General features: G+C 65.1%; 20 protein-coding genes and 1 other RNA gene. 8 read left to right on the top strand and 13 right to left on the bottom strand.

Annotation, left to right across the window (positions count from 1 at the left end):
- From C2U70_RS18840 to rsmH, 3 genes are all read right to left on the bottom strand, one after another.
- Positions 1-1319: peptidoglycan D,D-transpeptidase FtsI family protein (locus tag C2U70_RS18840; RefSeq protein ID WP_140979923.1), on the bottom strand; the 1319-nt coding region annotated here is incomplete at its 3' end.
- On the bottom strand, positions 1316-1699 hold the full coding sequence (gene ftsL, locus C2U70_RS18835) for a cell division protein FtsL (RefSeq protein ID WP_140979922.1): 384 nt from the start codon (positions 1697-1699) through the stop codon (positions 1316-1318). The genes ftsL and C2U70_RS18840, both read right to left, overlap by 4 nt.
- 3 nt (positions 1700-1702) lie before the next feature.
- Complete coding sequence (rsmH, locus tag C2U70_RS18830) at positions 1703-2692, bottom strand: 16S rRNA (cytosine(1402)-N(4))-methyltransferase RsmH (RefSeq protein WP_186294348.1); 990 nt, start codon at positions 2690-2692, stop codon at positions 1703-1705.
- A 541-nt stretch (positions 2693-3233) separates the two neighbouring features.
- Here rsmH and C2U70_RS18825 point away from each other — a divergent pair.
- Complete coding sequence (locus C2U70_RS18825; protein ID WP_140979920.1) at positions 3234-4016, top strand: N-acetylmuramoyl-L-alanine amidase; 783 nt, start codon at positions 3234-3236, stop codon at positions 4014-4016.
- Between the two features lie 138 nt (positions 4017-4154).
- Here C2U70_RS18825 and C2U70_RS18820 read toward each other — a convergent pair whose 3' ends face one another.
- Both C2U70_RS18820 and C2U70_RS18815 read right to left on the bottom strand, forming a co-directional pair.
- Positions 4155-5387 (bottom strand): RNA polymerase sigma factor, encoded by a 1233-nt coding sequence (locus C2U70_RS18820; protein ID WP_140979919.1) that lies wholly within the window; start codon positions 5385-5387, stop codon positions 4155-4157.
- A 20-nt stretch (positions 5388-5407) separates the two neighbouring features.
- The gene (locus C2U70_RS18815) at positions 5408-5761 is read right to left on the bottom strand and encodes a YciI family protein (RefSeq protein WP_140979918.1); all 354 of its coding nucleotides are present in this window, start codon (positions 5759-5761) and stop codon (positions 5408-5410) included.
- 149 nt (positions 5762-5910) lie between these two features.
- Between C2U70_RS18815 and rnpB the strand changes: the two genes are divergently transcribed.
- An RNA gene (gene rnpB / locus C2U70_RS18810) (RNase P RNA component class A) lies at positions 5911-6388 on the top strand.
- A gap of 105 nt (positions 6389-6493) precedes the next feature.
- Here rnpB and C2U70_RS18805 read toward each other — a convergent pair.
- Positions 6494-7207 carry an alpha/beta fold hydrolase gene (locus tag C2U70_RS18805; protein WP_186294346.1) on the bottom strand — a complete coding sequence of 238 codons (714 nt, stop codon included), beginning with the start codon at positions 7205-7207 and terminating at the stop codon, positions 6494-6496.
- 73 nt (positions 7208-7280) lie between these two features.
- Positions 7281-7706, bottom strand: coding sequence for a DUF983 domain-containing protein (locus C2U70_RS18800; RefSeq protein ID WP_246666790.1), 426 nt, complete (start codon positions 7704-7706; stop codon positions 7281-7283).
- A gap of 91 nt (positions 7707-7797) precedes the next feature.
- Here C2U70_RS18800 and C2U70_RS18795 point away from each other — a divergent pair, with 91 nt between their 5' ends.
- From C2U70_RS18795 to C2U70_RS18785, 3 genes are all read left to right on the top strand, one after another.
- Positions 7798-9174: a PLP-dependent aminotransferase family protein gene (locus C2U70_RS18795; protein WP_186294345.1), complete on the top strand. Its 1377-nt coding sequence runs from the start codon at positions 7798-7800 to the stop codon at positions 9172-9174.
- Between the two features lie 122 nt (positions 9175-9296).
- Positions 9297-10040: a sulfite exporter TauE/SafE family protein gene (locus tag C2U70_RS18790; RefSeq protein WP_140979924.1), complete on the top strand. Its 744-nt coding sequence runs from the start codon at positions 9297-9299 to the stop codon at positions 10038-10040.
- A 134-nt stretch (positions 10041-10174) separates the two neighbouring features.
- Positions 10175-10900 (top strand): hypothetical protein, encoded by a 726-nt coding sequence (locus C2U70_RS18785; RefSeq protein WP_140979914.1) that lies wholly within the window; start codon positions 10175-10177, stop codon positions 10898-10900.
- Between the two features lie 74 nt (positions 10901-10974).
- Here the strand turns inward: C2U70_RS18785 and C2U70_RS18780 are convergent, their stop codons facing one another.
- The 4 genes from C2U70_RS18780 to C2U70_RS18765 form a co-directional block, all read right to left on the bottom strand.
- Positions 10975-12258: an O-antigen ligase family protein gene (locus C2U70_RS18780; RefSeq protein ID WP_140979913.1), complete on the bottom strand. Its 1284-nt coding sequence runs from the start codon at positions 12256-12258 to the stop codon at positions 10975-10977.
- Between the two features lie 72 nt (positions 12259-12330).
- Positions 12331-13734, bottom strand: coding sequence for an MATE family efflux transporter (locus C2U70_RS18775; RefSeq protein ID WP_140979912.1), 1404 nt, complete (start codon positions 13732-13734; stop codon positions 12331-12333).
- Positions 13735-13802: 68 nt separating this feature from the next.
- Positions 13803-15602 carry an ABC transporter ATP-binding protein gene (locus tag C2U70_RS18770; protein ID WP_140979911.1) on the bottom strand — a complete coding sequence of 600 codons (1800 nt, stop codon included), beginning with the start codon at positions 15600-15602 and terminating at the stop codon, positions 13803-13805.
- Positions 15603-15952: 350 nt separating this feature from the next.
- Positions 15953-17446 (bottom strand): DHA2 family efflux MFS transporter permease subunit, encoded by a 1494-nt coding sequence (locus tag C2U70_RS18765; RefSeq protein WP_246666791.1) that lies wholly within the window; start codon positions 17444-17446, stop codon positions 15953-15955.
- Here C2U70_RS18765 and C2U70_RS33690 point away from each other — a divergent pair.
- A complete protein-coding gene (locus C2U70_RS33690) occupies positions 17421-17543 on the top strand; it encodes a hypothetical protein (protein WP_283810387.1) in 123 nt (40 codons plus the stop codon). The genes C2U70_RS18765 and C2U70_RS33690 overlap by 26 nt on opposite strands.
- Before the next feature lie 20 nt (positions 17544-17563).
- Here the strand turns inward: C2U70_RS33690 and C2U70_RS18760 are convergent, their stop codons facing one another.
- Complete coding sequence (locus C2U70_RS18760) at positions 17564-18859, bottom strand: HlyD family secretion protein (protein ID WP_140979909.1); 1296 nt, start codon at positions 18857-18859, stop codon at positions 17564-17566.
- Between the two features lie 187 nt (positions 18860-19046).
- On the opposite strand from C2U70_RS18760, the gene C2U70_RS18755 reads away from it, so the two are divergent.
- Entirely contained in the window at positions 19047-19682 is a 636-nt protein-coding gene (locus C2U70_RS18755; RefSeq protein WP_140979908.1) for a TetR/AcrR family transcriptional regulator, read from the top strand.
- Positions 19683-19744: 62 nt separating this feature from the next.
- On the top strand, positions 19745-20086 hold the full coding sequence (locus C2U70_RS18750; protein WP_140979907.1) for a DUF6665 family protein: 342 nt from the start codon (positions 19745-19747) through the stop codon (positions 20084-20086).
- Positions 20087-20098: 12 nt separating this feature from the next.
- On the opposite strand, the gene C2U70_RS18745 is transcribed toward C2U70_RS18750, so the two are convergent.
- The gene (locus C2U70_RS18745; protein ID WP_140979906.1) at positions 20099-20827 is read right to left on the bottom strand and encodes a Crp/Fnr family transcriptional regulator; all 729 of its coding nucleotides are present in this window, start codon (positions 20825-20827) and stop codon (positions 20099-20101) included.
- Positions 20828-20862: the final 35 nt, after the last annotated feature.

The following is a 20862-nucleotide window of genomic DNA, read 5'->3' as shown; positions in this document are numbered from 1 at the left end:
AGGAAGGTCGGCGGGATCAGATAGCCGCCATTGACCATCGCGTTGATGCCCATCACCGCCTGCAGCGGCGCCACCGCGATGCCGTGGCCGAACGCGATAGTGATGGTGTTCAACTCGCCCCAGCGCTTTGGAACGATCGGGGATGCGCTCTCCGGGAGCTCCGTGCGCAGACGGTCGAGCTGGCCGACCTTCTTCAGGAAGGCGCGATGAGCCTCGACGCCCTGGCTGAGCGCAACGCGCGCCGCACCAACGTTGGAGGAGAAAGTGAAGACTTCGGACAGCGAAATCGAACGACCCAGCGGATGGGTGTCGTGGATCGCGAACTTGCCGTAATGCAGCGCGCCGCGCGCGTCGTAGAGCGTGTTGAGCGTAGCCTTGCCGGAATCCAGCGCCATTGCCAGCGTCAACGTCTTGAAGGTCGAGCCCATCTCGAACACGCCTGTCGTGAGGCGGTTGATGCGATCCGGATCGTGTGCCTCCTTCGGATTGTTCGGGTCGAAATCCGGCAGCGAGACCAGCGCGACGATCTCGCCCGTCTTGACGTTCGAGACGAGGCCGGAGGCCGCCTTCGCCTTGTACTTTTCCTTGGCCTTGAGCAGCTCGTCGCGCAGCGCATGCTCGACGCGCAGATCGACCGACAATTCGATCGGTTTTTGCAGGCGGTCGGTGGCAAAGCCCGCGCGGTGGAGGTCGGCGAGCCCGTTGCTGTCGAGCCACTTCTCCATGCCGGCGATGCCCTGGTTGTCGATATTGACGAGACCGATGAGGTGGGCGACCTCGTTGCCGGTCGGATAGACGCGCTTGTTCTCGCGCAGGAAGCCGATACCGGGAATGCCGAGCTTGTGGATGTCCTGCTGCTGCTTCGGCGTGATCTCGCGCTTCAGCCAGACGAAGCCCTTGCGCGACGACAGCCGCTCGCGCACCTCGCCGGTGTCGAGATCGGGCACGGTGGCGGTCAGGAGCTCGATGGCCTCGTCCTTGTCGATGATGCGGCGCGGCTCGCCGAACAGGCTCGACGCCTTGACGTCGGTGGCGAGGATCTCGCCGTTGCGGTCGACGATGTCGGGGCGCGCGGTCGCGATCACGTCCTGCGAGGCGGCGCGGCGGGCGCCATGGCTGTCGGCGCCGATCGCGAACATCACGAGTCGGCCGCCGATCACCGAATAGATCGCAGCAAAGGCCAGGATGGCAAAGCCGACGCGCACGCGCGCCTTCGCGGCGCGATCGACGTTGCGCCCGTAGAGCAGGCTGCGGATCAGCCGCTGCTTCCAGGGCTCGGTGGGCTTATCAGTGCGCTTGGCCGGAGTGTCGGCGCTCATCGCTTGCTCCCCGGCTGCGGCACGGAACCCGTTACAGTATTGGGATCGGCCACGGCTTCGATCATGGCGCCGATCGGATCTGTTTCACCGGGCTTCACCAGCCGCGGCGGACGCTCCGGCAAATTCTTGAGCTGGTCATATTGCGTGCCGGTGAGCGGCTTGAGCTGCAAATGCCGCTCGGCCAGCCCCTGCAGCCGCAGCGGCGCATCGAGCTTGGCCCATTCGGCGCGCAAGGCCGCGATGGCGTCGCGCTGCTCGCGGATTTCCGCATGCAGCCGCAGCACACGCTCGGTGCGCGCGGTGGATTCCATCTTGATGCGGTAGACATAGGCCGCTGCGAAGATCAGCGCGCCGATGACGAGGAAGTGGATGATGCGCATGCGCTAGCCACCCCTCATCACATCGGAGAGTTTTGGCCAGGGCGTCTCGTCGTCGTCGGCATGTGCTGGTGCCGCCGTGCGCACGGCGGCGCGCAGCTTTGCCGAACGCGCGCGCGGATTCTGCAACACCTCGTCGTCGCCGGCGACGACCGGCCGCTTTGTCAACAGCTCGAAGCTCGGCGGGACTTGCGCGACCTCGGGCAGATGCCGCGAGCCGCCGCCGGTCTTGGCGTGGGCGTTGAGGAAATTCTTGACGATGCGATCTTCCAGCGAATGGAACGACACCACGACGAGACGGCCGCCGGGCCCGAGCACGCGCTCGGCGCCGACGAGCGCGGTCTCGAGCTCGTCGAGCTCTTCGTTGACGAGGATGCGCAGCGCCTGGAACGTGCGCGTCGCCGGATGGATTTCGTTTGGCTTCGACCGCACCACGCGCGCCACGATGTCGGCGAGCGCACGCGTGGTCGTGATCGCCGCCTCCTTGCGGGCGGCGACGATGGCGCGCGCGACTTTGCGCGAATGACGTTCCTCGCCGAGGAGGTAGATAACGTCGGCGAGATCGCCTTCGGACGCGGTCGCGACCACGTCCGCTGCCGTCGGTCCCGCCTGCCCCATCCGCATGTCGAGCGGGCCGTCGAGACGGAAGGAGAAGCCGCGGCCGGCCTGGTCGAGCTGCATCGAGGAGACGCCGACATCCATGACGACGCCATCGACGGCATCGTGTCCTTGCGCGGCGCAGATCTCGGCGAGATTGGAGAAGCGATCCTCGACCAGCGTCAGCCGTCCCTCGGAACGGTCAACGAGATCGAATCCACCTATAATCGCCGTACGGTCACGATCGATACCGATGACGCGGGTTCCCGGTACGTCGAGAATGGCGCGGCTGTAGCCGCCACCGCCGAAAGTCGCGTCGACATAAAGTCCGCCGGCGCGCGGCGCCAAATGATCGATCGCTTCGCGGCCGAGAACGGGGATATGGGCAGCCGAGGTCATGCGCCACGTCCGATCGACGCTTGGTCGATGGCGGACGAGCTCATAACGCCCCAAATAGTTCCGCGTCGCGGCGGTTCCACGGCTCAACCCCTGCACAGCGCGCTTGCCCGGCCCAAGAATCCCAGGCGGAATCCCTGGCCACATCCCAGGCCGCAAACCCTGTTTTCCCAGTGGAATTTGTCGGGCAGCCATGGGATTTCGAGCAAAAAAGCGCCTTGGCCGCCTCCGGACACGGGTCGGCTCTTCACCCCTCAGTAACGGCCCTTAGCGTTAAGAAAGCGTTGATGGCTTGGTTACAAGTCGACAAGGCGGAGCACGGGGTGCCGGGCGGTGATGCCCCTTCCACACAGTCGGGCCAAAATGCACCCGTTAGGCACGTTGCGCGATTGCGCCGCCGCAAGGGTAAAGGAATAGTAAAGATAAGGGCTTGTAGGGCCCGCCCCTCTCTCGTCCCGAGCTGCCAATGTCCGGTTCGTCCGCGTCACCAGGGTCTGATTCGAAGCGTCAACGGGCCCTGCCGGTTCCGAAGACCGCGGCGGGCATGCGGACGTTCGACCCCGATTCCTCCATCGTCTCGGACATCATCCCGTCGCCGAACTGGGGCGAACGGAACAAGGGCCGGCAGCCGGACATGATCCTGCTGCACTACACCGGCATGCCCGACGTCGAGGGTGCGCTGGCGCGGCTGTGTACCGCCGGCACCGAAGTCTCCGCGCACTACGTCGTGCTCGAGGACGGCCGCATCGTGCAATGCGTGCAGGAGGCCAAGCGCGCCTGGCACGCCGGCGTCTCCTCCTGGGCCGGCGAGGACGACGTCAATTCGTGCTCGATCGGGATCGAGATCGTCAACCGTGGCCATGACTGGGGCTATCCGGAATTTCCGCTGCGCCAGATCGCAGCCGTCATCGCGCTGTGTCGCGGCATCATGCTCCGCCGCAAGGTGGCGCCGCATCGCGTGCTGGCCCATTCCGATGTCGCGCCGGCACGCAAGAAGGACCCCGGCGAAAAATTTCCGTGGCATTCGCTGGCAAACTCCGGCGTCGGTCACTGGGTGACGCCGGCGCCGATCGTGCGCGGCGAGAGCCTGATGCTCGGCACCATCAGCGACGAGGTCATGAGCCTGCAACAGGCGCTCGCAAAATACGGCTACGGCGTGCCAGTGAGCGGCAAATACGATGCCGCGACCATGGAAGTCGTCACCGCCTTCCAGCGCCACTTTCGCCCCGCACGCCTCGACGGCGTGGCCGATCATTCGACACTGTCGACGCTACAGGCGCTGCTGGCGAGCCTGCCCGCGGAGGGGACGGCTGTCGCTGCGAAGTAACGGCGAAGCCGTCATTGCGAGCGCAACGAAGCAATCCAGACTGTCACCGCGGAAAGATTCTGGATTGCTTCGTCGCACCAGCGCAAAATTGCTAAGCAATTTTGTCGCGGGCTCCTCGCAATGACGGGGATGGAGCGGCTACTCCATCTCCTTCATCCGCCGCGCATAGAGCCGCCGCAACGGCTCGAGCTGCGTCGCGGCTGTTGCCGCAACATACGCCGCACGCGCCTCGTCCTTGCGGTCAAGCCTGCGCAAGAGATCGGCGCGGACTGCGGGCAACAGCTCATAGCCATCGAGCCCACCGCGCGCGGCGAGCGCGTCGACGAGGTCGAGTGCGCGCGCGGGGCCATCGACCATCGAGATCGCGGCGGCGTGGTTGAGCTCGATCACCGGTGACGGGTTGATCCGCAGCAGCACCTCATAGAGGCCGGCGATCTGCGGCCAATCCGTCGCCTCATAGCTCGGTGCGCGGGCATGCAGCGCGGCAATCGCGGCCTGCACGGCATAGGACTCCGGGCGGCCGGGCGCGCTGAGCGCGGCCTCGACCAGCGCCAATCCTTCCGCGATCTGCGCGCGATTCCAGAGCGTGCGATCCTGCTCCTCCAGCAGCACGATATCGCCGGCCGCGGTCGCGCGGCCGGCACGCCGCGCATCGTGCAGCAGCATCAGGGCGAGCAATCCCTTGATCTCGCCGCGCTCGGGCATCAGGCGGTCGAGCAGCCTGCCGAGCCTGATCGCCTCGGCCGCGAGATCGGGCCGCATCAGATCTTCGCCTGATGTCGCGACATAGCCTTCGGTGAAGACGAGATAGACCACGGCCAGCACGCCGCGCAGCCGTGGCTCCAACGCGTCGCGCTCGGGCACCTCATAGGGAATGCCGGCAAGCCTGATCTTCTGCTTGGCGCGCACCAGCCGCTGCGCCATCGCATCTTCACCGACGAGGAAGGCGCGTGCGACCTGCGCGGCGGTGAGCCCGCAGACCGTGCGCAGCGTGAGCGCGACCTGGACCTCGGCCGCGAACGCCGGATGGCAGCAGGTGAAGATCAGCCGCAGCATGTCGTCGTCGAGCGTCGCCGCCGGCTCGTCGGAGCCTTGCGCGTTCAATTCGAGCTCATGCACGAGCTGTTGCTGCTTGCCGCGGAACGCGACTTGGCGGCGGATACGATCGATCGCCTTGTTGCGTCCGACATTGACGAGCCAGGCGCGCGGATTGCCGGGCACCTCGCCGGCCTGCCAGCGCTCCAGCGCCACCGCAAAGGCGTCCTGCAGCGCATCCTCGGCGAGATCGAAATCGCCGACGAGGCGGATCAACGTGGCCAGCGCCCGCCCCGCCTCGTCGCGGAAGATTGTTTCGATCTCGACCGGGGTCATGCGGCGGCTGCGCTAGACCGTCACTTGTCGTAAACCCAGATGGGCCGCACCTCGATCGAGCCTGTGCGCGCACTGGGGATGCGCGCCGCGATCTCGATCGCCGCATTGAGATCCTTGGCCTCGATCAGATAATAGCCGCCGAGTTGCTCGCGGGTCTCCGCAAACGGGCCGTCGGTGGTCAGCGTCTTGCCCTCGCGCACGCGCACGGTGGTCGCCGTCGTGGTCGGCCGCAGCCGGTCGCCGGCCTTGAAATTGCCGCTCTGGACGATGGATTTCGTGAAGGCCTCGTACTTCGCCGACATCTTCGTGACGGTTCCCGTGTCGATCTTCGCGTACTCGGCCTCGTTCTGATAGATCAAAAGCAGATACTGCATCGCGTACTCCTGTTGCTCGGCTGGATCGCCGACAACCAGTCGAACGGCATCAACGCCCAACGACATCTTCAGGATAAATTATTTTCGCTTGCTCGGCGGCTGCGATATCGCCTTGACGAAACCGTCACAAATGGCCCATGCGTAGGGCGTCAGTCGGCCGGACGGCCGCCCCTGCAAGTGCCGAAAGGCCGCCGGGGAGGAAAGTCCGGGCTCCCTTGACATACGGTGCCGGATAACGTCCGGCGAGGGTGACCTCAGGGAAAGTGCCACAGAGAACGAACCGCCCGCCTTCGCCCTTTGGGCTTCGGCGCGGCAAGCCCTCGGGCCTGCCGTGCCGTAGCAGCGCAAGCTGCGTAGGCAGGTAAGGGTGAAAAGGTGCGGTAAGAGCGCACCGCGGCTTCGGCAACGGAGCCGGCATGGTAAACCCCACCGGGAGCAAAACCGAATAGGGACGGCGTAGCGGGCTGTTCGCGCAAGCGATAACGCCGCGGGGCGATGTCAGGCCCGCCGTCCGGGTAGGTTGCTCGAGGCCATGTGCAAACATGGCCCCAGAGGAATGGCCGTCACGTATCGTTCGTGCAAACGGACGGTGCCCTACAGAACCCGGCTTACAGGCCGGCTGATATCTGCGAACGAGGGGCTTGGCGCTGACCGCGTCGGGCCCCTCACCATTTTCGACACCGTCATTCCGGGGCGCGCCTCTTGGCGCGAGCCCGGAATGACGAGCGAGGGTTAGGCAACAATCTCGTTCAACACACCCATCAGCGCCTCCGGCGCCGTGACGTTGGGTGCATGGCTGGCATCGAGCTCGAAATAGCGCCAGCCGGCTTCGCTCTTCGCGCGCCGCGCGAACGGCCCAAACACGTCGCCCGGCGGAATGCGCGCGCAATAGATATAGCTGCGCGGCATCTTTGCCTCGCCGTTCTCAAGCTTCAACTTCGTCTCAAAACACTTGATCGGCATGTTGACGCGGCGCGCATTGAGCCAGTCGAGATCGGCCTGCGGCGTATCTGATGGCGGCGGATTCGGCGGAATGCGGTAGCCGTCGCTCGCGGCCGCTGCCTTGCGCATCGGCTCGCGTCCGCCCTCATTGAGATCGAACAGCGACTGGCCGTCACCAGGCACGAAAGCGTCGAGATAGATCATCTGCGTGATGCGGTCGCGCGCGCGATCGGCAACACCCGTTGCGACCATGCCGCCATAGCTGTGGCCGAGCAGCACGAGGTCGCTCAGATCCTCGAACTTGATGACATTGAGGATGTCCTCGATGTGCGTCTCGAGATCGATCGAGGAATTGGCGAGATGCGAGCGCTCGCCGAGCCCGGTATAGGTCGGCGCGATCAGGCGATGGCCGGCCCGCGCCATCAGCGGATGCATCTTCTTCCAAGACCAGCCGCCCGACCAGGCGCCGTGGCACAGCAGGAAAGTCTTCGCGTTCGCGGTCATCGGCGTTTCCATCTTCTTCTTGCGTTCGCCGGAGTGTAGCCGGCGAGCGCGCGATGTAAACGCCGAGGTAAGCTCAGGCCGCGCGGGCCTTGACCAGTACGAGCTCACCCGCCTCGCGGCGAAGCTTGCTCGTCTCGAAGCCGTGCATGCCAAGCTGCCATTGCAGACCGACGATCGCGCCCTTGGTCGGTTGCAGCAGCGCGAGCGAGGCGAACAGCGTTACCGGCAGCCAGATCGCGAGCTGCAACCACACGGCCGGAGCATAGGCCGTCTCGATCGCGAGGATCGCCGGCACCACGAGATGCCCGACCACGACGATCACGAGATAGGCCGGAAGATCGTCGGCGCGATGGTGGAAGAATTCCTCGCCGCACGTCTCGCAGTGATCGGCCACCTTCAGGAAGCGGCCGAACAGATGTCCCTCGCCGCAATGCGGGCACTTGCCGCGGAAGCCGCGCCACATCGCCTTCGCCAGCGTAACCGAACCATTGCTCGTCATGACCGCACCTCGTCGTTTCTCTGTCCTTGTCTTGTGATCCATACAATACTATCTTGCATCCATACATTCAAAGGATATGGGCCATAATTGCATGGATTGGACCCCTACAATCTCGGAGCTCTCGGGACCCCGCTATCAGCGCATCGTCGACGCCATGGAGGCCGACATCGCCGCGGGACGGCTGGTGCGGGGACAGCAACTGCCGACGCAGCGCGCGCTCGCCAAGGCGCTAGGTCTCGATCTCACCACAGTGACGCGCGCCTATAGCGAGGCGCGGCGCCGCGGGATTCTGGAGGCACGGGTCGGCCAGGGCTCGTTCGTCTCGGAAACGAGCGCGCGGCGCGCCGTCGACCTGCCGCACCCCGTCGCCATCGACCTCTCGATGAACGTGCCGCCGCATCCGCTGGAAGCGCAGCTCGACGAACGCATTATCACCGGCATGGAAGAACTGCGCCGGCAATCGGGACTCACCGCGTTCCTCAACTATCAGCCGCCCGGCGGCAGCGCGCGCGAACTCGAGATTGCGGCCAAATGGATGCGCGGCCGCGTTCCCCATGTTCGCTCCGATCGCCTCGTGATCTTTCCGGGCGCACAGACGATCCTGTTCAACCTCCTCAGCTATCTCGCGCAGCCCGGCGACATCGTGCTGACGGAGGCGCTCACCTTCCCCGGCATCAAGGCCGTCGCCGCACGGCTCGGCGTCAGGCTGATCGGCGTTGCCATGGACGAAGGCGGCATTTTGCCGGACGCGCTGGCAAAGGCCTGCCGCGAGCACCGCCCGAAGGCCGTCTATCTCATTCCGACCCTGCACAACCCGACATCAGCGACCCTGTCGGCCGAGCGGCGCAGCGCCATCGCAAGGATCGTGCGCGATGCCGACACCGTGCTGATCGAGGACGACGCCTATGGTCTCCTGGACCGCGCGGCCTCGCCGATCGCGAACCTCATTCCGGAACGGACCTATCTCGCAACCACGTTCTCGAAATGCATCGCGCCGGCGTTGCGCGTCGCCTATCTGGTCACGCCGGACAGCGGCACGCAGCAGCAAATGCGGACCTATCTGCAGGCCACGGTGCAGATGCCTGCGCCGCTGATGGTCGCGCTGGTGACGCATTGGCTGGAGACCGGCATCGCCGATCGCATCATCACCGCGATCCGCAACGAAGCGATCGGGCGGCAGCAGCTCGCGCAACGCGTGCTTAGGGGGTTTCAGTTCCTGGCAAAGCCTGCCGCGCATCATCTGTGGCTGCGCCTGCCGGAGAGCTGGGGCCGGCAAGAACTCGCGGCGCATCTTTTGCGCAACGGCCTCGCCGTGATCGCGAGCGACGCCTTCGTGGTCGACGGACGCGCCCCGCACGCCGCGCGCCTGTCGCTCGGCGCCGCCCGCAATCGCGCCGAGCTCACCCAGGCGCTCCAGATCCTGGTTGGCGCCTTGCAGAAGCCCGCCGATACCAGGCAGATCGTCTAGACGCAGAGCATGCCCGCGTCCGGTACGCATTGACCTCGATCGCCGCGCCTGTTCTATGCCGTCCGAGGCGATCGAGATTGTGGATCGCCCGGTGCCACGCCGACAACGACAAGGACAAATTGGTGGAAACGCTCACCTACGCGCTGCTGCTTTTTGGCGCGCTCGCCGGCGGCTTCGTGTCGGGCCTCGCCGGTTTCGGCACGGCCCTGATGGCACTCGGCATCTGGCTCTATGTGCTGCCGCCCTCGCTCGCGGTGCCGCTGGTCCTGATCTGCTCGGTGATCGCCCAGCTCTCGACGCTGCCCTCGATGTGGAAGAGTTTTGATCTGACGCTGGTCTGGCCGTTCCTGATCGGCGGCCTGCTCGGCGTGCCGCTCGGCACCATGATGGTCGCCACGGCCGATCCAAAAGTGTTCAAGCTCAGCGTCGGCGTGCTGCTCCTGATCTTTCCGACTGCGCTCTATCTCAACAAGCGCCCCCTCGCCGTCACCTTTGGCGGCAGGGTCGCCGACGGCGCGATCGGATTTGCCGGCGGCATTCTGGGCGGTCTCGCCGGCCTCTCCGGCCCGCTCCCGATTCTCTGGGCCAACATCCGCGGCTGGAACAAGCACGAGCGGCGCGGCATCTTTCAGCTCTTCAATTTCACGGTGCTTGCAACCGCGCTGGTGCTGCAGACGGCCTCGGGGCTGGTCGAGACCAAGGTGATCGGGCTCGCGCTCGTCGCCTTTCCCGGCACGCTGATCGGCGCATGGTGCGGTGCGCGCGTCTATCACGCGCTCAGCGACAAGCATTTTGGCGATGTCGTGCTCGGCCTGCTGTTCCTGTCGGGCGTTGCCCTGGTCTGGAACAGTCTTGGCGCGCCTTAGGCCGTGAACCCATAATCTGCCGGCCGGAGAAACGACGCGATGGGCCACGAGGCAAAATCGCAATTTTCCTTTCAGCTAATCGTTAGCTATTTCTACTACCATCGATTGAATAGAACAGCGCTGGACAAAAACGTATGAAGTGGATTGGCGGTGTCGCCGCGACGCTTGTTGGCGTGGTCGCGCTCTACCTGATCATGTACCCAAGCCTAACGCTCCGCTATCGGCTGTCCCTCGAAGCTGAAGTGGATGACAAGCCGATGATCGGCTCGAGCGTCGTTGAGGTGACATATCGCATGCAGCCCGAAATCGGCAGCGGACGAAACCTTGTGCGCAGCTACAAGGGGGAAGCTGTCGTGTTACACTTGGGCACACGAGGAACACTGTTTGCTCTGCTGAGAGCTGGGGACGATATTCGTTCAAGCCCAGAGTCGATCATACTGCGCGCCTATGGCTTCCAGGGCAGCCTTATCGATGGCGGCATGCAACATCTTCGCCAGCTGTCGGGAAAGCGCGACTTGCCCTTGACCAGCCTTCCTATGCTGGTTCGCTTCCGCGACCCCAACGACATGAGGAGTGTCGAGTCGGTAGACCCCTTGAAAATTGAAAGCAAGTTTGGCGCCGGCACCAAGCTCGTCAGAGCGACTCTTGAGATGGTCCCCCAAGGTATGTGGCCACTAAACTTGCTCGGCATCACTGGCGAGCCGATCACAGAGGACATAGAAAGCTCTCTCCCTTGGTGGAATGGTCCCTTTCCTTGGCTCAAACCTCTCGGTGGCGGAGTCTATCAAGACACCCGTGATGACGCCTTTAAGGTAAGTAAGGAAGATTTCAAATACCCGCCGAAGCGACAGGGGGAGTAACCAGCCGACGCGCAACAGCGCGATATCTAAGTCAGCTATAGGTCGGTCATTCGGGACCGAAATGACCCCGTGCCCTAGCTCTCAGTCCGCTTCGCCAGGGTCATCCCGCCGGCGACGCCGACGCCGAGCACGTAGAGCCAGCCCTCGCTGAAATCGAACAGATGCGAGTTGAACAGCGACGACAGCATGTTCTGCACCACGACCAGCATGCCGACCCAGTTCGAAAACCCCTCGCCGCGAAACACCAGGAGATGCGCGAGCCACATGGCGTAGAGGACGACGACGCCGAGCACGCCCCACTGCACGGCGACGTTGAGCGTCTGATTGTGCGGGTCGCCGACGACCTCGGCGCGCATGCCGGTCTCGCCTTGCGCGGCGCGTTCGAACAGCCCGCGCGTCGCGCCGGTGCCGTTCCCGATCAGCGGCGCGTTCGCCCAGAAGTGAATGGATTTCCGCCAGAACTCCAGGCGCGAACCCATGCCGCTCACTTGGTTGCCAACCCGGGTCGCCTGATAGTCTCCGAAGAACTTGCCCACGGTGGCACGCAGGTTCGGGGAAGCGGACCAGGTGCCCGCTGCAACGAGCGCTATCACCCCGACGATCATCAGCACCGCCCGCAGGCGCAGGTGCAACAGCGCAAACGCGACGATGAGGACCGGGAGGGTCACCAACGTGGTGCGGGAGACCACGACGAACATCATGTTGAGCAGGAAGGCAGCCGCGAGCAGCGCCAGCAACGCGGCCATGCGAAGCTTGCCGGCGCGAAACTGCATGGCGACCGGATAGACGAGCGCGAGCGCGCAGAGCGCGAATTCCTGGCTCTGGTCGATGTAGTTTCGCACCGCGATCCCGCTCGCGACCTGGTAGGGCCCGCGTGAGAGATAAAGCTTCAGCGACAGGCTCGGTTCGAGCGCAACGATCAGCGAGACCAGCATCAGGAGCGTGCAGGATCCGAGGAAGGCACCAAAGATCCAGGCGCCGCGCGGCGAGCGTTCGAAGTGATAGATCAGGAGCGGCAGCACCAGAAGTTTCGCGGTCGAGCCGACTGCGTGCAGCCGCACGGACCACGCAGCGTCGGACCAGAGCGTGCCGAGCAATGCGACCGCGAACAGCGCGATCGGCAAAATCGAGACCGGACGCGAGAGCGACGCCGGCAGCGCGCGCAGATCGGTGAACAAGACCGCTATCACGAACAACCCGATCGCGATCGTCGTGCCGGTGGTAGTCCACGGCAGCAGGATCGCGACCAGGCACGCGACCAGATCGACATTGAAGATGCGCGCAGCCCGATCGTGCCGCGCCGAGCCGACGACCGATAGCCAGGACGTGCCTGGCGGCTTGTTCAACGTCCCGGTCATCCTGCCCCTCGCCTGCCCGTGGCACGCGTCAGCCAGTGCCACGGGTCAGGGACAGGCGCAAGCCGGCCCGGCTCATTCCGCCGCCGTGACGGCGACGGGTTCGATCTCGGCGCCGGCTCGCGCCGGACCGCCGTCCACGCGGGGCGCGAGCCGCTTCCTGAACTCGCGGCGCAACAGCCACAGGCTGAGAGCTGCCTGCAGCGTGGTCGCCGCGATCGAGACGTACCAGACGTACTCGATGCGGAAGCCCGGACGGGTCGACAGCCAGATCGCCGGCAGCGAATAGGTGAACACGCGCGTCGCCGAACTCAGGAGCACCGGCCTGGTGTTGCCGAGACCCTGGAACATGCTGGAGCAGGTGAAGATCACGCCCTGCGCCACCATGTTGAACGAGATGATGCGCAAGAACAGGAAAGCGATCTCCATCGTCTCCCGGTCGTTCGAAAATCCCGCGAGCAGCCACTCCGGCTTCAACTGTGCGAGGATCATGAAACCGATCATCACGACGGTGACGATCAGCGTGGTCTTGACGAAGGTCTCCCGCACGCGCGCGGCATTTGCCGCCCCGACATTCTGTCCGGCGATCGGCCCGGCTGCGAGCGCGATGCTGAGCGCCGGCATGTGGATCAGGCCGAGCACGCGCTGACCGATCCCGAACCCTGCCTGCGCCGCCGGGCCGAAATCGCGCAGCACGAAATAGACCACCGCCATGAAGAAGAACATCATCGCGAACTCGCCGCCGGCCGGCAGGCCGACATTGAGGATGCGCTTCAGCTCGCGCGGCCGCGGGCGCCACTGCGCTGGATTGAAGGCGACGTAGCGCTCGACCTTGCGGAAATAGGCGAGCAGCATCACGACGCCGGCCAGCACGGCAATCGAGCTTGCCAGCCCCGCGCCGGCAACGCCGAGCGGATGGCCGGTGCCCCAACCCGAAATCAGGACCGGCGCCAGCGCGATGTTGATGATGACGGCAAACGCCTGCACCAGCATCGTCGGACGCACGATGCCGGTGGCGCGCAGCGCGGACCCCATCACCTGCGTGGCGAATTGCAGTGCCAGCGCCGGCGTGAACCACAACAGATACGTGGTGCCAGCCTCGATCGTGGCCTCGTCCGCCGCGATCGACCGCATATAGGCGCGCGACAGCGCCGCGCCCGCCGCGAGCGTCAGGAGGCCGAACAGCACCGATAGCGCGATCGACTGATTGAACACCAGATTGGCATCCAGCCGGTCCTTGCGCCCGACGGCATGCGCAATCAGGGCGACCGCGCCGACGCCGAGCACCTGCATCAGCGCGTTGACGAGGAAGCCGGCATTGCCGGCCGCGGCCACGCCCGCCACTGCCGCGTCGCCCAATCCGGACACGAAGTAGAGATCGACCAGCTGGCAGATCATGATCGTGACCATGCCGAGCATGATCGGCGGGGCCATGGCCAGGATATGTCTTGCGATCGAGCCGTTCGTCAGGTCTTTCATGTCATTCCATCCTCTGACGGCCCTTTGGGCGGCGTGGTTGACGTTCATCCGTCACCACGCGCCATTGCTCATTCCGCCGCAGCGCTGTGACCGAACTCGATCACCTGACGCTCGAACAGGCTGCGATAGATGCCGCCCGGCCGAGCGGTCAGCGTCTTGTGGGTGCCCTGCTCGACGATCTCGCCGCGGTCGAACACCAGGATCCGATCGAGGCTGCGCACCGTCGACAGGCGGTGCGCGATCACGATCGAGGTGCGGCCCTTCATCAGCCGCTCCATCGCCTGCTGGATCAGCGCTTCCGACTCCGAGTCGAGGCTCGAGGTCGCCTCGTCCAGGATCAGCACCGGCGCATCCGCGAGGAAGGCGCGCGCCAGCGCCACGCGCTGCCGCTCGCCGCCCGACAGCTTCACCCCGCGCTCGCCGACCAGGGTGCCGTAGCCCTTGGGCAGGCGCAGGATGAAGTCGTGCGCATTCGCCAGCCGCGCCGCCTGCTCGATCGCCTCCAGGCTCGCACCGGGTCGCCCATAGGCGATGTTCTCGGCGAGCGAGCGGTGGAACAGGATCGGGTCCTGCTGCACGATCGCGATCTGGCTGCGCAGCGATTGCTGCGTCGCTTTCGCGATATCCTGGCCGTCGATCAGGATGCGGCCGTCCGAGACATCGTAGAGCCGCTGCACCAGCTTGACGAAGGTCGTCTTGCCGGAGCCGGAGCGACCGACCAGGCCAACGCGTTCGCCGGCGCGGATCTCGATCGACAGCCCGTCATACAGCGGCGCGCGATGACCGCCATAGTGGAACGTGACGTCGTCGAACCTGATCCGTCCACCCTCGATCGCGATCGGCCGTGCGTCGGGCGCATCGGCAATGCCGATCGGCTCGTCATGGATCGCCACCAGCTCGTCCATGTCGTTCACCGAACGCTGGAGGTTGTTGATGTGCATGCCGACGTCACGCAAATAGGCGTGAATGATGTAGTAGCTCGTCAGCACATAGGTGACGTCGCCCGGCGAGGCGCGGCCGGCCATCCACAGCAGCACGGCGCCGCCGATCACGGATGAGCGCAGGCACAGCAGCACCGCGAACTGCGTCGCGGCCGTCGCGTTGTAGCGCAGCCAGGTCCGCCGCACGCGCACGCGCCAGCGACCCACGACACGCGCCAGCCGCGCGTCCTCGCGCGTCTCCGCGCCGAAGGATTTGACGACCGCGTTGCAGGTCAGCGCATCCGCCAGCGTGCCGCCGACCTTGGTGTCCCAGGCGTTGGAGACGCGCGCGGCCGGCGCGATGTAGCGCGTGGAGAACACCACCATCATCGCGACATAGACGATCGCGCCGAACGCGATCACCGCGCCCAGCGACACCCAGTGCACGGCAAGCAGGATGGTCGAGCCGACCAGCACCACCAATGATGGCAGCAATGCCAGCAAAATCGTGTCGTTCAACAGGTCGAGCGCCCACATGCCGCGCGTGACCTTGCGGACCGTGGAGCCGGCAAAGGAGTTGGCGTGCCAGTCGGTCGAGAAGCGCTGCACGCGCATGAACGCGTCCTGCGCGACGTCGGACATGATCTTCAGCGTGAACGGCACGATCGCCTGCAGCCCGATCATCCGCATCACCACGGACGCCGCGCCCAGCGCGACGATTGCGCCGAAGGCGATCAGCGCCGCCCGGCGCGCGGCCGGATCGGACGGCCCGAGCGTCAGCGCATCGATCAGATGGCCTGAGAACACCGGCATGAACAGGTCTGCGACGGTCGCGCCCAGGAGGCCGCCCACGACCGTGAGGCCGCGCGCCGGCTGATTCAGCCAGTGGCGGAAGACAAAGGGCAGCACCACGCGAATCGCCGCGGGCTTTTTCGTTAAAGAGCTCATGGCGTTATCCGGACACGCCAGGCGCGCGATCCGGCTCCATCGATGGACGCACGCCGGCCAAAGCAGCCAAAAGCGGCGTCGTTACAACTGGGTTTGACTCGGGAAACGGCGCCTGGGCATCAGGCCCGGGCGAAGCTGGCGGCGAAGGCCCCTAGAGGGCCGCGCATACGTCGAGCTTGGACATCGAACGCGAGCGCGCGATTTGCGAATAAGACCAAATCATGCAAATCCCTCCCCGGTTCGAGCAATGAAGGCGCGCTTTATAGATGTACCGCGCGCCGTTGGCAACTGGCCGTCTGCGAGATCACGGACGAGTGTTGCAAATTGGTTCGCTCTGACGCGGCGCGGCGTCAGTGCGCGTCGCCGCCTGCCATCGGCGAGGCCGGCTTGGCCAGCAGCGTGACCAGCAGGCTCAGGCCGAGATAGAACACGGTCAGCAGGAAGAAGGCATCGCCAAAGCTCATCACCACGGCCTGGCGGTGCACGATCTGGGCGAGCTGCTTCATCGCCATCAACGCGGCGTCGCCCATGCCCTGGAACTTCTGCATGAACATGTTGAGCGTCTCGGTCGCCGTCGCGTTGCCCCAGGTCACGCGCTCCTGCAGCCGCGTGATGTGCAGGTCGGTGCGCTCGTTGAGCATAGTGTTGATGACCGCAAGTCCGAGCGCGCCGCCGAGATTGCGCATCAGGTTGAACAGTCCGCTCGCGTTCTTCACCCGCTCCGGCGCCAGCGTGCCGAGCGCGATGTTGTTGGTCGGCACCATCGCGAACATCATGCCGATGCCGCGCATGATCTGCGGGATCAGGAGCTCGTAGAAATCGTAGTCGCGGGTGATCCAGGTCATCTGATAGGTGCCGATCGCGAACACGATCAGCCCGAACGCGATCATGTAGCGCATGTCGACCTTGACCATGAGACGGCCGACCAGCGGCGCGACCAGGAACATGGTGATACCCGACACGAACATGGTCTCGCCGATCATCAGCGCGCTGTAGCCGCGCACTTCGGCGAGGTAGCGCGGATAGATGTAGGTCAGGCCGTAAAGGCCGATGCCGACGCAGAACTGCAGGACGCAGCCGACGGCGAAATTGCGGTTGGAGAACGTGCGCAGATTGACGATCGGCTCGACCGCGGTCAGCACGCGCCAGAAGAAGGCGACCGCCGAAATCGCGCAGATGCCGGCGCAGACCGCAATCGAGGTATCCTGCAGCCATTCATTGTGCGGACCTTCCTCCAGCACATATTCCAGCGTGCCGAGGAAGCCCGCCATGAAGATCAGGCCCCACCAGTCGAAGCGGTCGAGCAGCTCGAAATGCGGCTCGTCGAAATCGACCAGCGCCAGCACGCCGATGGTGATGCCGATGCCGGGCACGATGTTGATGAAGAACAGCCAGTTCCACGACATCAGGTCGGTGATGTAGCCGCCGACCGTCGGCCCGATTGTGGGAGCCAGCGTCGCGACAAGCCCGATGATGGGACCGACGATGTGGAATTTGGTGCGCGGGAACACGGTATAGGCCGAGGCGAACACCGTCGGGATCATGCCGGCGCCCAGAAAGCCCTGCAGCGCGCGCCAGAGGATCATCTCCTCGATGGTGGTGGCGAAGCCGCAGAGCAGGCTCGACACGGTGAAGCCTGCCGCGGAGATCGCGAACAGCAGCCGCGTGCCGAACGCGCGCGACAGGAAGCCCGAGAGCGGGATCGCGATCACTTCGGCAATCAGATAGGAGGTCTGGACCCAGGACACCTCGCTCGAGCTCGCCGAGAGGCCGGCCTGGATCTCGCTCAGCGAGGCCGAGACGATCTGGATGTCCAGGATGGACATGAACATCCCGAACACCATGATGATGAACGCAGCCAGCCTCTTCGGCGCGATGCGTTCATCGGCCGGGTTCGCCATCATGGCGGGAGAAGCGGTCGTGGCGGTCGCCATCGTCTGATCCCGGGCGCGCTGACGCGCTTACTTCGGGTGGATCATGGTGGGGTCGTCGAGGTCGACATCGCTGTCGGCGTTCTCCGCACCCTTGTTGGTGTCGACGGTGGCGTAGACCGACATGCCGGCGCGCAGCAGGTTCTGCCTGGCGACCGATTTCGGCACGCGGATGCGGACCGGCACGCGCTGCACGATCTTGGTGAAGTTGCCGGTGGCGTTGTCGGGCGGCAGCAGCGTGAACACCGAGCCCGCGCCCGCCGCGATGCTGTCGACGACGCCCGAGAATTTGCGCATGCCATAGGCATCGACCTTGATCGTGACCGGTTGGCCGGGACGGATGCGCTTCAACTGCGTTTCCTTGAAATTGGCGTCGATGAAGACCTCGTCGAGCGGCACGACGTTGCCGAGCCGCTGGCCGACCGCGACGAAGTCGCCGGTGTTGACCAAGCGATTGGAGAAGATGCCGTCGACCGGCGCGCGCACCAGGGTGAAGGTGAGGTCGCGCTCGGCCTTGGCGAGCGTGGTCTTCAATTCGGCAAGCTGCGCCTGCGCCTCGGCCTGCTGCGCCTTGGCGACGTCGACATTGCTGACGGCGGCGTCATGGGCGGCCTGCGCGGCCCTGACCGCAGCCGCGCCCTGGTCGCGTCCGGCTTCCGACACTTCATAGGTGGCGCGCGAGGCAAAACCCTTGGTGCTCAGCGCCTGCTGGCGTTCGAAATCGAGATCGGCGCGCTTCAAGCCGGCTTCGGCCGAGGCGAGCTGCGCCTTGGACTGCGCGACCTGACTTTCGAGCGCTGCGACCTGGCGGCCGATACGATCGATGGTGGCCTGCTGGGTCGCGATCTTCGTGCTGGCGGCCTCGACCGCGATCTTGTAGTCGCCGTCGTCGATGCGGAAGACGATGTCGCCGGCACGCACGACGGTGTTGTCGCCGGCCAGGATCGACGAGATGTGGCCCGCGACGCGCGCGCCGAGCATGGTGTTGTTGGCGCGCACATAGGCGTCGTCGGTGGAAACGTAGAAGCGGCCGACCAGCGTGTAGTAGCCGGCATAGCTTGCCGCCGCCGCCGCAAGCAGCGCGACGATCCCCATCATGACGAATTTGCGCTTGCCGGATTTCGGTGCGCCGGCAGCAGCAGGGGGTGCGCCTTGCACGGGCGTGTCGGCTGCGGGCTTCTCGGACACGTGCTTCTCAGGCGCCTCGCTGGTGCGGCGCTTGGCTTCTTCAGCCACGTGCGACCGAAGCTGCTCGCCCAGGGCTGCGTTATCCGCGTCCGACGTCTCGCGAAGGACGCGCGCAGCCTGGTCTCTCGATACGGCCATTACGGCCTCCCCGCTCAAAAACTTGCGAACCGAAGCGGGCCGCACTTGGCGGCCTGTTCCCTCGCTGCCCCACAAATATCATTGACCGAACGGTTCGGTCAATATAGATTAATTCCCAGCGGACCCTAGGGGGCCGATTCCTTTCTTTGGGTTTCCATCGTCAAAATCCTCTCGAAAACCTAAACCAATGGTTGCAGCCGATCGTCACACCCTTCACGTCGTCTCGGAAGAGGACAGCTCGAAGCGCCGGCAGATCATGGACGGCGCCCGCAAGGTATTCATGGACCTCGGCTTTGACGGCGCCAGCATGGGCGAGATCGCGCGCGCGGCGGCCGTCTCCAAGGGCACGCTGTACGTTTACTTCGCCGACAAATGCGCCCTGTTCGAAGCCATCGTCGAGGAGGAGTCGCTCCGGCACGGCCAGGTGGTCTTCACCTTCGATCCCGAGCGCGACGCCGAGACGACGCTGAAGGAATTTGGCCGCGCCTATATCCATCTGCTCTGCCGGCCCGGCGGCGGATCGGCGATCCGCACCGTGATGGCGATCGCCGAGCGGATGCCTGATGTCGGCCGGCGCTATTACGAACGCGTGCTGGAGAAGAGCATCAACCGCCTCGCCGACTATCTCGGCGCCCAAGTCCATGCCGGCCACCTCGCCATCGACGACTGCCGGCTTGCCGCCGCCCAGTTCATGGAGGTGTGCAAGGCCTCGCTGTTCCTGCCTTTCGTGTTCCAGGCGGCACCTGCGCCATCGGAAGAGCGCATCGCTGAGGTGATCGACAGCGCAACACGGATGTTTTTGGCGGCCTATCGCGCGAAATAGCGCCCGCGCCGGACAGGCTCCGTGCGTTGCGAAGACGCACGCCGTGACATTATATTTGCGCCATGTCCCGTGACCTTCGCCCGCCCGTCGATATCCTCCACTACGAGATCGTCCAGGAACAGGCCTCCGCGCTTGGACGGATGGGCAGCGCGCTCGAAGAGGCGCTTGCGCGCTTGCGCGAATTCGATGCCGCTCATGAAGATTCGGAGATGCCGGCATCGGCGCAGCCGGCCCGGCGCAAGCTGGTGCTGGAAGCCGGCCACGCGCTCTGGATGTTCGTGGTTCAGCGCGAGGCGAGCGGTCTGCGCGACAGCCGTCACATCATGCGCACCTACAATGTCCCGGGCGAGGTGCAGTTGTGCATGGGGCTCGCGCCCTCGCCGCCGAAGCGGACCAGGACGTAACCCGTTCCGATACTAATCGGCGACCTCGCGGCGGAGCGCGGCGAGATCGTTGACGACCATCTTGGTCGGCCCGGTCGCGATGATCCCGTCGTCCTGAAGGCGGTTGAGGATCAGGCTGATCGACTGCCGCGTGGCCCCGATCATCCGCGCGAGGTTGGCCTGCGTGATGCGTCCGAGCGAGATGGGCCCGCTCTCGTCCTGCGCGGCATTCTCGCACAGCTTGACGAGCAGCAGGATCAGCCGCTCCGCCGCTTTCTGTCCCGCCAGGGTCTGGGCCAGCATGGAATAGGTTTCGCCCTTGAAGCCCAGGCATTCGATCAGCGCGACCGCGAATGACGGCGACTGTGCGATCAGCCGGCGTATCGCGTCCTGGTCGAGATGCAGCGCCTCGACCTTGCCGAGCGCGCGCGCCGACCAGCTATGCCGGTGATCGCCGAGAATGTAGGGCGCGCCGACGAAATCGCCGGTCTCCCAGGTCGACAACATCAGTTCGCGTCCCTGCGTGCCGGCATGGGTGCTTTCGACGATCCCGCTCAGGATGATGTGGATGCCATCCGCGGGCGCGCCTTCCTTCAGGAGATGCTCGCGGTTCTGATAGGTCGCGAGCCTGCCGGTCTCCATCACCAGGGTCAGGTCCGACCTGTTCAGGGCTTTCAGCAAATAACGTCCGGCGCCGGCCTTTTGCGCCTCGACGGATTGCTCACCTGCACCGGCCACCTCGTGCGCACTGCTGCGCCCCAATTGCGGTCTCCCTTCGAGCGACGCCTCGAAGGCTA

It is taken from the genome of Bradyrhizobium guangdongense (genome assembly GCF_006483445.1).
In the GTDB taxonomy this organism is placed as follows: domain Bacteria; phylum Pseudomonadota; class Alphaproteobacteria; order Rhizobiales; family Xanthobacteraceae; genus Bradyrhizobium; species Bradyrhizobium guangdongense_A.
Note: the sequence above shows the minus strand (reverse complement) of the source record. Positions and strands in the feature narration are given on the sequence as shown.

What these genes read in the sequence shown, in the direction of transcription:
- ftsL (WP_140979922.1), bottom strand. Translation starts at nt 1,699, where the DNA reads ATGCGCATCATCCACTTCCTCGTCATCGGCGCGCTGATCTTCGCAGCG.
- rsmH (WP_186294348.1), bottom strand. Translation starts at nt 2,692, where the DNA reads ATGACCTCGGCTGCCCATATCCCCGTTCTCGGCCGCGAAGCGATCGAT.
- C2U70_RS18825 (WP_140979920.1), top strand. Translation starts at nt 3,234, where the DNA reads ATGCGGACGTTCGACCCCGATTCCTCCATCGTCTCGGACATCATCCCG.
- C2U70_RS18820 (WP_140979919.1), bottom strand. Translation starts at nt 5,387, where the DNA reads ATGACCCCGGTCGAGATCGAAACAATCTTCCGCGACGAGGCGGGGCGG.
- C2U70_RS18815 (WP_140979918.1), bottom strand. Translation starts at nt 5,761, where the DNA reads ATGCAGTATCTGCTTTTGATCTATCAGAACGAGGCCGAGTACGCGAAG.
- C2U70_RS18805 (WP_186294346.1), bottom strand. Translation starts at nt 7,207, where the DNA reads ATGACCGCGAACGCGAAGACTTTCCTGCTGTGCCACGGCGCCTGGTCG.
- C2U70_RS18800 (WP_246666790.1), bottom strand. Translation starts at nt 7,706, where the DNA reads ATGACGAGCAATGGTTCGGTTACGCTGGCGAAGGCGATGTGGCGCGGC.
- C2U70_RS18795 (WP_186294345.1), top strand. Translation starts at nt 7,798, where the DNA reads ATGGATTGGACCCCTACAATCTCGGAGCTCTCGGGACCCCGCTATCAG.
- C2U70_RS18785 (WP_140979914.1), top strand. Translation starts at nt 10,175, where the DNA reads ATGAAGTGGATTGGCGGTGTCGCCGCGACGCTTGTTGGCGTGGTCGCG.
- C2U70_RS18780 (WP_140979913.1), bottom strand. Translation starts at nt 12,258, where the DNA reads ATGACCGGGACGTTGAACAAGCCGCCAGGCACGTCCTGGCTATCGGTC.
- C2U70_RS18775 (WP_140979912.1), bottom strand. Translation starts at nt 13,734, where the DNA reads ATGAAAGACCTGACGAACGGCTCGATCGCAAGACATATCCTGGCCATG.
- C2U70_RS18770 (WP_140979911.1), bottom strand. Translation starts at nt 15,602, where the DNA reads ATGAGCTCTTTAACGAAAAAGCCCGCGGCGATTCGCGTGGTGCTGCCC.
- C2U70_RS33690 (WP_283810387.1), top strand. Translation starts at nt 17,421, where the DNA reads ATGGACATGAACATCCCGAACACCATGATGATGAACGCAGCCAGCCTC.
- C2U70_RS18765 (WP_246666791.1), bottom strand. Translation starts at nt 17,446, where the DNA reads ATGGTGTTCGGGATGTTCATGTCCATCCTGGACATCCAGATCGTCTCG.
- C2U70_RS18760 (WP_140979909.1), bottom strand. Translation starts at nt 18,859, where the DNA reads ATGGCCGTATCGAGAGACCAGGCTGCGCGCGTCCTTCGCGAGACGTCG.
- C2U70_RS18755 (WP_140979908.1), top strand. Translation starts at nt 19,047, where the DNA reads ATGGTTGCAGCCGATCGTCACACCCTTCACGTCGTCTCGGAAGAGGAC.
- C2U70_RS18750 (WP_140979907.1), top strand. Translation starts at nt 19,745, where the DNA reads ATGTCCCGTGACCTTCGCCCGCCCGTCGATATCCTCCACTACGAGATC.